At 62.3% G+C, this 11,695-nt stretch carries 10 protein-coding genes; 3 read left to right on the forward strand and 7 right to left on the reverse strand.

The annotated features are described in order from the left end of the window. Window positions 1-3: 3 nt before the first annotated feature. The 4 genes from gltS to apbC form a co-directional block, all read right to left on the reverse strand. Window positions 4-1,233 carry a sodium/glutamate symporter gene (gene gltS, locus CDV44_RS14645; RefSeq protein ID WP_087688632.1) on the reverse strand — a complete coding sequence of 410 codons (1,230 nt, stop codon included), beginning with the start codon at window positions 1,231-1,233 and terminating at the stop codon, window positions 4-6. A 411-nt stretch (window positions 1,234-1,644) separates the two neighbouring features. After that, window positions 1,645-3,939: an arginine/lysine/ornithine decarboxylase gene (locus CDV44_RS14650; RefSeq protein ID WP_087688633.1), complete on the reverse strand. Its 2,295-nt coding sequence runs from the start codon at window positions 3,937-3,939 to the stop codon at window positions 1,645-1,647. 106 nt (window positions 3,940-4,045) lie between these two features. Continuing rightward, window positions 4,046-4,615, reverse strand: coding sequence for a dCTP deaminase (dcd, locus tag CDV44_RS14655; RefSeq protein ID WP_087688634.1), 570 nt, complete (start codon window positions 4,613-4,615; stop codon window positions 4,046-4,048). Between the two features lie 163 nt (window positions 4,616-4,778). After that, the gene (apbC, locus tag CDV44_RS14660) at window positions 4,779-5,924 is read right to left on the reverse strand and encodes an iron-sulfur cluster carrier protein ApbC (RefSeq protein ID WP_087688635.1); all 1,146 of its coding nucleotides are present in this window, start codon (window positions 5,922-5,924) and stop codon (window positions 4,779-4,781) included. Window positions 5,925-6,134: 210 nt separating this feature from the next. Here apbC and CDV44_RS14665 point away from each other — a divergent pair, with 210 nt between their 5' ends. After that, on the forward strand, window positions 6,135-6,791 hold the full coding sequence (locus tag CDV44_RS14665; RefSeq protein WP_087688636.1) for an OmpA family protein: 657 nt from the start codon (window positions 6,135-6,137) through the stop codon (window positions 6,789-6,791). Window positions 6,792-7,192: 401 nt separating this feature from the next. Continuing rightward, window positions 7,193-9,295 carry a methionine--tRNA ligase gene (gene metG / locus CDV44_RS14670; RefSeq protein ID WP_087688637.1) on the forward strand — a complete coding sequence of 701 codons (2,103 nt, stop codon included), beginning with the start codon at window positions 7,193-7,195 and terminating at the stop codon, window positions 9,293-9,295. Window positions 9,296-9,423: 128 nt separating this feature from the next. Here the strand turns inward: metG and CDV44_RS14675 are convergent, their stop codons facing one another. Both CDV44_RS14675 and CDV44_RS14680 read right to left on the reverse strand, forming a co-directional pair. Next, window positions 9,424-10,152, reverse strand: a complete 729-nt coding sequence (locus CDV44_RS14675) for a bifunctional 2-polyprenyl-6-hydroxyphenol methylase/3-demethylubiquinol 3-O-methyltransferase UbiG (protein WP_087688638.1) — start codon at window positions 10,150-10,152, stop codon at window positions 9,424-9,426. Between the two features lie 47 nt (window positions 10,153-10,199). Continuing rightward, window positions 10,200-10,661 carry an Lrp/AsnC family transcriptional regulator gene (locus tag CDV44_RS14680; protein WP_058375442.1) on the reverse strand — a complete coding sequence of 154 codons (462 nt, stop codon included), beginning with the start codon at window positions 10,659-10,661 and terminating at the stop codon, window positions 10,200-10,202. A gap of 117 nt (window positions 10,662-10,778) precedes the next feature. On the opposite strand from CDV44_RS14680, the gene CDV44_RS14685 reads away from it, so the two are divergent. Further along, complete coding sequence (locus CDV44_RS14685) at window positions 10,779-11,024, forward strand: DUF6356 family protein (protein ID WP_087688639.1); 246 nt, start codon at window positions 10,779-10,781, stop codon at window positions 11,022-11,024. Between the two features lie 84 nt (window positions 11,025-11,108). On the opposite strand, the gene bamE is transcribed toward CDV44_RS14685, so the two are convergent. Further along, window positions 11,109-11,645, reverse strand: a complete 537-nt coding sequence (gene bamE / locus CDV44_RS14690) for an outer membrane protein assembly factor BamE (RefSeq protein ID WP_058379795.1) — start codon at window positions 11,643-11,645, stop codon at window positions 11,109-11,111. Between the last annotated feature and the right edge of the window lie 50 nt (window positions 11,646-11,695).

Genomic DNA, 11,695 nt, shown 5'->3' on the forward strand with positions numbered 1-11,695 from the left:
CGATCAGAAGATCGGTAACGACAGAAAGCCCTTGATGACGATGGCGTTGACGATATCGATGAAGAACGCCCCCACCATCGGCACGATCAGGAAGGCCAGATGCGACGGCCCGAAGCGTTCGGTCACCGCCTGCATGTTCGCGATGGCCGTCGGCGTCGCACCCAGTCCGAAGCCGCAATGGCCGGCCGCCAGCACCGCGGCATCGTAGTTGCGCCCCATCACGCGGAACGTCACGAAGATAGCGTAAGCGCCCATCGCCACCACCTGCACGGTCAGAATCACGATCATCGGCACCGCCAGCGTCGACAGATCCCACAGCCGCAGGGCCATCAGCGCCATCGCCAGGAACAGCGACAGGCTCACGTTCCCGAGTACCGATAGCGACCGGTCGAACACCTCGTAGCCGACCAGCGCCAGCGCGTTGCGCACCACCACGCCCGTGAACAGCACACACACGAAGGTGGGCAACTCGAAGGCCGTGCCCGACAACAACGCCGCGATGACTTCGCCGCCCAACAGGCAGATCGCAATCATGGCCACCGTTTCGATCAATGCCTGCGCGGTGATCAGGCGAACCGTATGCGGCTGCTCGAAGCCTTCCGGCGCCGGGGCTGACGTCGAGGTATCCGAGCCGGGCACCTGCGCGCCATAGCGCCCCAGACGGCCGACAAGATACCTTGCCACCGGCCCGCCGAGCAGACCGCCAAGCACCAGCCCGAACGTGGCACAAGCCATCGCGATTTCGGCGGCAGACTGCACGCCGTAGCGCTCCGCCATGACGTGCCCCCACGCGGCACCGGTGCCATGACCACCCGCCAGCGTGATCGACCCGCCCAGCAGGCCCACGCCGGGCGGCAGCCCAAGCAGCATGGCCAGGCCGACACCGATCGTGTTCTGCATGACCAGCATGCCCACCACGACCGCGAGGAACAGTCCCAGCGTACGCCCGCCAGCCCGCAGGCTCGCCAAATTGGCAGAAAGCCCGATGGTCGCGAAAAACGCCAGCATCAGCGGGGTTTGCAACGAGGTATCGAACTTCAGTTCGAAGTGCCCGAATTGACGCAGGGCTAGTGTGGTGAACGCCACCAGCAGGCCCGCCGCGACAGGCTCGGGAATGCTGTAGGTGCGAAGCGGCCCGATCCATTCGACCAGCTTGCGCCCAAGCAGCAGCACCAGCGTGGCGCAGACGAGCGTGCCGTAATTGCTGAAGACCAGTTGTCCCGTAACGCCCATGATCCCCCTCCGACATCCGAAAACCGACGAGTTTAGCAACGGGATTACGTCACTTTCTTGGGTAATTTCCCAAAAATAGGACGACCAAGCATACCCTTAACGCCATCGATTTACACCGGGATCGTGGACTTTGCCATCGTTTTCCCGGCATCTCGCCGGGGTTTGGCCGACATTGGGAACATACGGGCAACGCCGAGACACTCGTTTGGGCGATATCCGCAAGTTGCGATGCGAGAAAGCGGCGTATGGCGCGTAACGGCACATCTCGGAAGTCACCCGGGAAGTCACCCAGAAAGTCACCTCGGAGGCGGCCCAAAACGACAACACCCTGCGAACCACGTGGCTCGCAGGGTGTTGTGAGTGCCATCACAGCCCCGTGCACGAGCACGGGGCGTTCAGGGCAATTGCCGATTAACTGGCGTCCTGACGCACGCAGTCCACGAAGTACTCCGGACGGCCGTCGACCTCTTCGACCACCAGACCGTGAATATCGGTGTGGAAGCCCGGGAAACGCTCGTTGAAGTCACGGGCGAAGCGCAGGTACTCGATGATCGCGGCGTTGAAGCGCTCGCCCGGAATCAGCAGCGGAATGCCCGGCGGGTACGGCGTAAGCAGCACGCTGGTCACGCGCCCTTCGAGTTCGTCGATCGACACGCGGTCGATCTGGCGGTGCGCCAGCTTCGAGAACGCATCGGTCGGCTTCATCGCCGGCTGCATGTCCGAGAGATACATCTCGGTCGTCACGCGCGCCACGTCGTTGGCCTTGTACACGCTGTGAATCTGATCGCACAGGTCGCGCAGACCGATACGCTCGTAACGCGGGAATTTCGCCACGAACTCGGGCAGCACGCGCCACAGCGGACGGTTGTGATCGTAGTCGTCCTTGAACTGTTGCAGCTCGGTCACCATCGAGTTCCAGCGGCCCTTGGTGATACCGATCGTGAACATGATGAAGAACGAATACAGACCGGTCTTCTCGACGATGATGCCGTGCTCGGCCAGGTACTTGGTGACGATGGCGGCCGGAATACCCGACTCGCCGAACTCGCCGTCCACGTCCAGCCCCGGCGTGATGATCGTCGCCTTGATCGGGTCGAGCATGTTGAAGCCTTCGGCCAGATCGCCGAAGCCGTGCCAGCGCTCGTTCGCGCGCAGCACCCAGTCGTCGCGCTGAATCGTGCCTTCGTCGCCCAGATTGTCCGGGCCCCAGACCGAGAACCACCACGAATCGCCGTACTCGTTCGCCACCTTGCGCATGGCGCGGCGGAAGTCGAGCGCCTCGACGATCGACTCTTCCACGAGCGCCGTGCCGCCCGGCGGCTCCATCATCGCGGCCGCCACGTCGCACGAGGCGATGATGGCGTACTGCGGCGACGTCGACGTGTGCATCAGATACGCCTCGTTGAAGCGGTACGTATCGAAATTGCGCGTGTCCGCTTCTTGCACCACGATCTGCGAGGCCTGCGAGATACCCGCGAGCAGCTTGTGCGTGGAGTGCGTGGCGTAAATGGTCGCTTCCGACGAGCGCGGACGGCCTTCGCCGATGGCGTGCATGTCGCGATAAAACTCGTGGAACGTCGCGTGCGGCAGCCAGGCTTCGTCGAAGTGCAGCGTATCGATCGTGTTGCCCAGCACTTCCTTGATCATCTCGACGTTGTAGATCACGCCGTCATACGTGCTTTGCGTGATCGTCAGGATGCGCGGCTTGGCATTCGGGTCGCGCTCCAGCACTTCGCGGGCGAACGGGTTGGCTTCGATCTTCGCGCGAATCACTTCGGGGTCGAATTCCGACTTCGGAATCGGGCCGATGATGCCGAGGTGATTACGCGTCGGCGTGAGGAACACCGGCACGGCGCCCGTCATCGTGATCGCGTGCAGGATCGACTTGTGGCAGTTACGGTCGACCACGACGATGTCGCCCGGCGCAACGGTCGCGTGCCAGACGATCTTGTTCGACGTCGACGTGCCGTTGGTCACGAAGAACAGATGGTCCGCGTTGAAGATGCGCGCGGCATTGCGCTCCGACGCGCCCACGGGGCCATTGTGATCGAGCAGCTGACCGAGTTCTTCCACCGCGTTGCAGACGTCGGCGCGCAGCATGTTTTCGCCGAAGAACTGGTGGAACATCTGGCCCACCGGGCTCTTCAGGAACGCCACACCGCCCGAGTGCCCCGGGCAGTGCCACGAGTACGAACCGTCGGCCGCGTAGTGCGTGAGCGAACGGAAGAACGGCGGCGGCAGCGAGTCGAGGTACGACTTGGCTTCACGGATGATGTGACGCGCCACGAACTCGGGCGTGTCTTCGAACATGTGAATGAAGCCGTGCAACTCGCGCAGGATGTCGTTCGGAATGTGACGCGACGTGCGCGTCTCGCCGTACAGGAAAATCGGAATGTCCGGATTGCGGCGGCGCACTTCCTGCACGAATGCGCGCAGGTTGATGATGGCCAGCGCCAACTCGCCCTCGCCTTCACCGCCCGATTCGCTCGAGAACGTACCGAATTCATCGTCGTCGATCGACAGGATGAAGCTCGACGCGCGGCTGGCCTGTTGCGCGAACGACGTCAGATCGCCGTAGCTCGTCAGGCCATTGACCTCCATGCCCTCGGCTTCGATGGCCTCCGCCAAAGAACGAATCCCGGATCCGGAGATATTTTCGGAGCGGAAGTCCTCGTCAATGATGACGATCGGAAAACGGAATTTCATTGGCGTTCCTTCGACAAAAGAACGAGCCACGGTCCGACATGGCCGTGGCTCTTGGGCAGTGCAATAGAGAGGATGCTCACCGGCGGCGAGTCACTAGCGTAATGGGCTAGGTTTTCGGCAGCGTGACACCACGCTGTCCTTGATACTTTCCGCCGCGGTCCTTGTACGAGGTCTCGCAGACTTCGTCGGACTCGAAGAACAGCACCTGAGCGACGCCTTCGTTGGCGTAGATCTTGGCCGGCAGCGGCGTCGTGTTCGAGAATTCCAGGGTCACGTAGCCCTCCCATTCGGGTTCGAACGGCGTCACGTTCACGATGATGCCGCAGCGGGCATACGTCGATTTGCCCAGACACACGGTGAGCACACTGCGCGGAATGCGGAAGTACTCGACGGTGCGGGCCAGCGCGAACGAGTTCGGCGGAATGATGCAAACATCGCTCTCGATGTCGACAAAAGACTTCTCGTCGAAGTTCTTCGGGTCGACGATCGTCGAATTGATGTTCGTGAAGACCTTGAATTCAGGCGCACAGCGGATGTCGTAGCCGTAACTCGACGTGCCGTAGCTGACGATCTTCTGCCCGTCCTGGGAATAGCGGATCTGCGTCGGCTCGAAGGGCTCGATCATGCCGTGCGCTTCGGCCATTCGCCGGATCCATTTATCGGACTTGATGCTCATGTGTGGGCCTGAACTCGGGTAGTACGTAAAAAGTGGGCGTATTTTACGCGATTGTTGCGGTGCGGTGATTTTTTCACACGCACCGCCCGGCAGCCCGCGCCAACAGCCCGCGCAGTTAGCCTGTGCAATCAACCTGTGCAGTCAACCTGTGCCGTCAACCCGCTTACGTGTTCTGAACGACGATCGACGGGAACTTGCTCGTCATGTCCTTCTGTTTCGACGCGATTTTCACCGCGACCTTGCGGGCGATGGCCTTGTACAGCTCGGCGACGCGGCCGTCCGGATCGCCCACCACGCTTGGCATGCCGGCGTCCGCGTGCACGCGGATGCTCATTTCCAGCGGCAGCTTGCCCAGCAGATCGACGTCGAAGTCGTGGCTCATGCGCTCGCCGCCGCCCACGCCGAAGATCGGCTCTTCATGACCGCAGTTCGAGCAGATATGCAGGCTCATGTTCTCGATCAGCCCCAAAATCGGGACGCCAACCTTCTCGAACATCTTGAGACCCTTGCGCGCGTCGAGCAGCGCCAGGTCCTGCGGGGTCGTCACGATGACCGCGCCCGTGACCGGCACCTTCTGCGCCAGCGTGAGCTGGATGTCGCCCGTGCCCGGCGGCATGTCGACGATCAGGTAGTCGAGATCCTTCCAGTTGGTCTGGTTGAGCAGTTGCTCCAGCGCCTGCGTCACCATCGGGCCGCGCCACACCATGGGGTTGTCCGGCTCGATCAGAAAGCCGATGGAGCTGGCCTGCAAGCCGTGGCCGACCATCGGTTCGAGCGACTTGCCGTCTTTCGACTCGGGCTTGCCGTGAATGCCCAGCAGCGTGGGCAGCGACGGGCCGTAGATGTCGGCATCCAGAATCCCGACATTCGCCCCTTCGGCCGCCAGCGCGAGCGCCAGGTTGACCGCCGTGGTGCTTTTGCCCACACCGCCCTTGCCCGAGGCAACCGCCACAATGTTTTTCACATTGGGAAGGAGCTTGACGCCACGCTGAACGGCGTGCGCGACAATCTTCTGGCTGATTTCGACAGCAACCCGCTCTACCCCGGGCAGTTTGCCGACGGCGTCGGTGATGCGCGTGCGCATGGCTTCGAACTGACTTTTCGCCGGGTAACCGAATTCGATGGCGATGCCGACATGGCCGTGCTCGGCGTCGACTCGTTTCACGTACTTGCCGGCGACCAGATCCAGCCCCGTATCGGGGTCGACGATGCCTCGCAGTACGTCGTTGATTTGCGCTACTTCCATGTCGGTCTCTCGCTCTGTAGCGGCACGCGGACGGGCCGGCGCATCGCTAACAACTTGTAACATCCGTGGCGCGCGCTCTCGATTAGCATGCGAGGCGCACGTGTTTTGGGGAACCAGTCACCGCGGCAATCTGTCCTTGCCAGCGGTTGACACTCGGCACTATTGTAAAAGACGTCGCGCCGGCTGGCGTCAAAACCCATGCCAGGCGCGCGTGCTTCCGCGAAGTGCTCACGTGTGTCTCATCACAGCAAGCTAATCGAGAAGGAGCCTTATATGAATAAGAACACTCTGCGCGCTTCGGCGCTTGTCCTGGTTGCCGCCGCCATGCTGGCTGGCTGCCAGACGCCGCAGGGCACCAACACGGCGGTCGGTACCGGCGTCGGCGCGGCGGTCGGGGCGGGTCTGGGTAACCTCATCGGTGGCAACACGACGGGCACGCTGATCGGCGCTGCGGTAGGTGCCGCCGCCGGCGGTGCAGCCGGTTACAACTGGCAGTCCATCAAGAACACGCTGGGCGGCCACACGGCCGGCACCGGCACGCAAATTACCGAACGCCCGGACGGCCAGCTCCAGGTCAACGTGCCGAGCGACGTGACGTTCGACACCAACCAGTACGCCATCAAGCCTAACTTTGCTGCCGTGCTGACCGACCTGGCCAACTCGCTCAATCAGAACCCGGGCATCACCGCACGTGTGATCGGGCACACCGACAGCACCGGTGGCGACCGCATCAATATCCCGCTGTCGCAGAACCGCGCCAACGCTGTCATCCAGTTCCTGACGAGCCGCGGTGTTGCCGCGAACCGTTTGCAGGGCGTGGGCGTGGCGTCGAGCCAGCCGGTCGCATCGGATGCCACGGCCGAAGGCCGCGCGCAGAACCGCCGCGTCGAAATCCTGCTGCAAGCACCGCAGCAACAGGCCCCGCGCTGATCCACACGATCGGGGCGGTGTGACCGATGATGTGCCAACTGCATGTTGCGCCGCAGCATCAAAAAGTTGGCACATCGGTTGAACTAATCCCGCTTCACGTCGCTCTGACCCTTCGGAAGTGCCTACCGTGGGCGCTTCCATCTCCTCTTTGTTATTGACGTTACGTGTGCCTAGTTATGCCGGAACCTGGTTCCGGCTTTTTTTTGGCCGAACGCTTTTGAGGCCTCATGCCGTTGCCGCGCCGAGCGCATCGGGCATCGCCGCCACGTGACACCTGACAGTCCTCGGAATCGCCCAACAAACTGCCCATTATTCCCGCCAAGTGACCCCGTTTGGGCGGCAACGCGCCACGCCTGCTAGAATCGTCCTTTCCCCGCCACTACTACCCACACGCAAACTCCATGTCCCGCCGCATTCTTGTCACCTCCGCCCTGCCGTACGCCAATGGCCAGATTCACATCGGTCACCTGGTGGAATATATCCAGACAGATATCTGGGTGCGGTACATGCGGATGCAGGGCCATGAGGTGTACTACGTGGGGGCGGACGACACGCACGGCACGCCGGTCATGCTGCGTGCCGAAAAGGAAGGCCTCACGCCCAAGCAACTGATCGAGCGCGTCTGGAAAGAACACAAGCGCGATTTCGACAGCTTTGGCATCTCGTTCGATAACTACTATTCGACGGATTCCGAAGAAAACCGCGAACTGTCCGAAAACGTCTATCTGGCGCTCAAGGAACAGGGGCTGATCGAGGCGCGCGATATCGAACAGGCGTATGACCCGGTCAAGGAAATGTTCCTGCCGGACCGCTTCATCAAGGGCGAATGCCCGAAGTGCGGTGCCAAAGACCAGTACGGCGACTCGTGCGAAGTGTGCGGCTCGACCTATGCGCCGACCGACCTGCTCAACCCGTACTCGGTGGTTTCAGGCGCTACGCCCGTGCGCAAGACCTCGACGCACTACTTCTTCAAGCTGTCGGACCCGCGCTGCGAGCAGTTCCTGCGCAAGTGGGTGGCGGGTCTCGCCCAGCCGGAAGCCGCGAACAAGATGAAGGAATGGCTGGGCGAAGACGGTGAGTCGACGCTGGCCGACTGGGATATTTCGCGCGATGCGCCGTATTTCGGTTTCGAGATCCCGGGCGCGCCCGGCAAGTATTTCTACGTCTGGCTCGATGCACCGGTCGGCTACTACGCCAGCTTCAAGAACCTGTGCGCCCAGCGTGGCCTGAACTTCGACGAGTGGGTCAAGCCGGGCTCGACCACCGAGCAGTACCACTTCATCGGCAAGGACATCCTGTACTTCCACACGCTGTTCTGGCCGGCGATGCTCGAATTCTCTGGCCATCGCACGCCGACCAACGTGTTTGCCCACGGCTTCCTGACGGTCGATGGCCAGAAGATGTCGAAGTCGCGCGGTACGTTCATCACCGCCCAAAGCTTCATCGACACGGGTCTGAACCCGGAGTGGCTGCGCTATTACATCGGCGCCAAGCTCGGCAACACGATGGAAGACATCGACCTGAACCTCGGTGACTTCATCGCGCGCGTGAACAGCGATCTGGTCGGCAAGTACGTGAACATCGCCAGCCGCGCCGCAGGCTTCCTGCTCAAGCGTTTCGACGGCCGCATCTCGGCTGACGCCATGCAAGCGCCGCTGCTCGTGCAGTTGCGCGGCGTGGCGCCGCAGATCGCCGCACATTACGAAGCGCGTGAATTCGGCAAGGCCCTGCGTCTGGTGATGGAACAGGCAGACGCCGTGAACGGCTACGTCGACACGGTCAAGCCGTGGGATCTGGCGAAGGACCCGGCACAAGCGGGCGCGCTGCATGAAGCCTGCTCGGTGTGTCTGGAAGCCTTCCGTCTGCTCACGCTGTATCTCAAGCCCGTGTTGCCGACGACGGCTGCGGCGGTCGAGCAGTTCCTGAGCATTGCCCCGCAAACGTGGCAGGACGTCGCCACGCCGCTGACCTCGGCCAGCGCCATCACGGCTTACAAGCACCTGATGACGCGTGTCGAAGGCAAGCAGGTCGAGGCACTGGTTGCCGCCAACCGCGATTCGCTGCAAGCGACGGCGGCCCCGGCCGCAGCGTCTGCTGACGCGAGCAAGGCGAAGGGCAAGGACAAAGCCGCCACAACCGCGCCGGCGGCGGCAGACGACGGCGTCATCACCATCGACGACTTCGCCAAGATCGATCTGCGCATCGCACGCATCGTTGCCTGTCAGGCCGTGGAAGGTTCGGACAAGCTGCTGCAACTCACGCTGGATGTGGGTGAAGCCCAGACGCGCAACGTCTTCTCGGGCATCAAGTCGGCGTATCCGCAACCGGAAGCGCTGGTCGGCAAGCTCACCGTCATGGTGGCCAACCTGGCCCCGCGCAAAATGAAGTTCGGTCTGTCGGAAGGGATGGTGCTCGCAGCGTCGGCCGCGAACGAGAAGGCCGAGCCGGGCATCTACATTCTCGAACCGCACGACGGTGCCAAGCCGGGCATGCGCGTGAAGTAAGCACGCGCGCAGTCGCCGCAACACTGTAGTACCCGCCACCCCAAGCGCCGGAGATCATCCCGGCCTTGGGGTGAAGTCTTTTGGGGCGCCGTCGCAGGCGACATGACCCCTCGCCTGCCAAGGCAAAACTACTTATGCGCTGAGACCATCAGCATCATGGGGCGCTCCAGTTCCTCGGCCAACGCAGGCATCTGCTGGATCTGCTCAGGCGTCGGCGCAAACTCCTCCACCCGCTGCAACTGAAAGCCCGCACGCATCAGCGCGTTCAGCGTCGTGCCGAGCATACGGTGATACTTCAGCACGCCCTTGGCAAACCAGTCGGTGCGGCGTTCACCCTCAATGCTGTAACCGTTCACCGGCCACGTCTTGCGCCCGTCCTCATCGGCCAGCCAATGGGGATAGGCTGCCGCCATGAAAATCGGATGTTCGATGGTGAACACGAGATGTCCGCCGGGCCCGAGCGACTGATGAAGATGCGTTACCAGACGGTCGAAATCGCGAACGTAGTGAAAGGTCAATGCGCTGTAGGCGACATCAAAGGCCAACGCGGGGAGATCGAGCGTATCGAGGTCGGCAATGCGGTATTCGATCACAGGGTCAGGTGTATCGGCCCTCGCCCGCGCGATCATGTTCTGCGACAGATCGAGCCCGAGTACCGACGCCGCCCCTTGCGCGCGCATCCAGCGCGAGGCCCAGCCGAAACCACAGCCAAGATCGACCACGCGCTTGCCGCGCAGGTCCGGCAGCATTGCCCGGATGGCCGGCCACTCGGGCGCGCCGTCGAGCCCCAGCACTTGCCGGGGTAACTGGCTGTAGCCCGTAAAGAAATCCGGGTTGTCGTAGATGTTTTGAGCCATGTCGGTATTTCCGGTCAAGCCGCTCGCGTGAGCAAGGCAAGCGCCGCCTAGCGCAAATGCTCCACTGGCAACGCCGTGGTGAATTTCACCGTCTCCATCGAGAAACTGGCGCTGATGTCCTGCAAATCGGCCACGCGGATGAGCTTCTTGTAGAAACGATCGTAGGCGGCGATATCGGGGAGATACACCTTGAGCAGATAGTCGATGTCCCCCGCCATGCGGTGAATCTCGACGATTTCCGGGAGTTCGCGCGCGCCGGAGACAAACCGCACCATCCACTCTTCGCTGTGTGTCGCGGCCTTGATGAACACGAACGCCGTGACGCGCAGATCGAGTTGCTGCGGGTCGCACAGCGTGACCTGCCCGGTGATCACACCGTTCTCGCGCAGGCGCTGCACGCGCCGCCAGCAAGGTGTGGGCGACAGATGCACGGCTTCGGCCAGCTCGCCCAGCGAACGCGAGGCATCCACTTGCAGATTTTCGAGAATCGCTAGATCAGTTTTATCCATAATTGCCACATAAAGGGAAAAATTTTCTCAATCCTACTCGATTTGAGCCAAACTTTAAAAGCCTTTACCTGTGACTGCCCGGTAGACTGGCCTGACATTTCGAAAACGGGCGATGCCATGAAAATCTTTACCGAACACCCCGCTTCCGTCGGCGAAAACTACGCCCAGCATATGGGCTCTGCCGTCTCGTTCGCGTTGCCGTTGCTCGGCGCCGGGCTTGCGTGTCTTGTGCATGCGCTGCTGCCGTTCGCCTTCGAGAAGACCGGCAGCAAGATCATCGTGCGCCTGCATGAGCGAATGGTGACGCATCGCCATCGTCATGCCTCGGCGCCGGTGCAACCTGCACAGTCCACGCCGGAGTAAGTGAGCGACGCGACTCCGGCGGACGCAGCGCAATAACAGGATCGGGCGGATCGAGCGGATCAACCCATCTCGATCCCCCTGCCCTCAAGGCCGTTCCGACGCCGGGTCGGGCGAGCGTGACGTCACCGTCACCCGGCCGTCCGGGCCGAAGTGGGCGTTGAACATGCCCGCCGTATTCACACCGTCTTCGAGCCAACGCCAGCTCCACACCACTTCCTTCTTGAGCCGGTACTCCGCGACCGTGGTCGGCTTGCCGAGCAATCGCCGCACGTCGTCCTGCGACATCCCCGGCTGCACCTGTTCGAAGTTCTCTGCTGTCAGCGCCTGCGTGACGGCGCGCAGCTTGCCGTCGGGCGCGATATCGACCATGTACGTCCGCAAGCCGCCGGGCGCGCGTGGGTACTCCAGCCGGCGCGAGCCGTCGCTGTTCTCCCACACGATCTCGGGCTTGCCCATCTGATCGCGCACCTGCGTCTCGGTCGTGACACCCGGCTTGAGATCGCGCAGCAGCATGTCGTCGGGTTTGACGGCATTGAACGTATCGCGCGCTTTCTCGCGCACCTTGTCGATTTGCTGCTGATCGCAGCCGAACAGGCCCAGCAGACTCGCGAACAATCCCATGGCGACTCCCCAACGAACGCTGCGGCGCAGACCCTGCGCCGGTTGAATCG

Origin of the sequence: Pandoraea sp. PE-S2R-1 (assembly GCF_002179865.1) — a bacterium.
Lineage (GTDB): Bacteria > Pseudomonadota > Gammaproteobacteria > Burkholderiales > Burkholderiaceae > Pandoraea.

Bases quoted from the DNA above. Each gene is read 5' to 3' on its own strand.
- CDV44_RS14675 (WP_087688638.1), bottom strand. From the start codon at position 10,152: ATGGCTCAAAACATCTACGACAACCCGGATTTCTTTACGGGCTACAGC.
- dcd (WP_087688634.1), bottom strand. From the start codon at position 4,615: ATGAGCATCAAGTCCGATAAATGGATCCGGCGAATGGCCGAAGCGCAC.
- metG (WP_087688637.1), top strand. From the start codon at position 7,193: ATGTCCCGCCGCATTCTTGTCACCTCCGCCCTGCCGTACGCCAATGGC.
- bamE (WP_058379795.1), bottom strand. From the start codon at position 11,645: ATGGGATTGTTCGCGAGTCTGCTGGGCCTGTTCGGCTGCGATCAGCAG.
- CDV44_RS14665 (WP_087688636.1), top strand. From the start codon at position 6,135: ATGAATAAGAACACTCTGCGCGCTTCGGCGCTTGTCCTGGTTGCCGCC.
- CDV44_RS14680 (WP_058375442.1), bottom strand. From the start codon at position 10,661: ATGGATAAAACTGATCTAGCGATTCTCGAAAATCTGCAAGTGGATGCC.
- apbC (WP_087688635.1), bottom strand. From the start codon at position 5,924: ATGTTACAAGTTGTTAGCGATGCGCCGGCCCGTCCGCGTGCCGCTACA.
- gltS (WP_087688632.1), bottom strand. From the start codon at position 1,233: ATGGGCGTTACGGGACAACTGGTCTTCAGCAATTACGGCACGCTCGTC.
- CDV44_RS14685 (WP_087688639.1), top strand. From the start codon at position 10,779: ATGAAAATCTTTACCGAACACCCCGCTTCCGTCGGCGAAAACTACGCC.
- CDV44_RS14650 (WP_087688633.1), bottom strand. From the start codon at position 3,939: ATGAAATTCCGTTTTCCGATCGTCATCATTGACGAGGACTTCCGCTCC.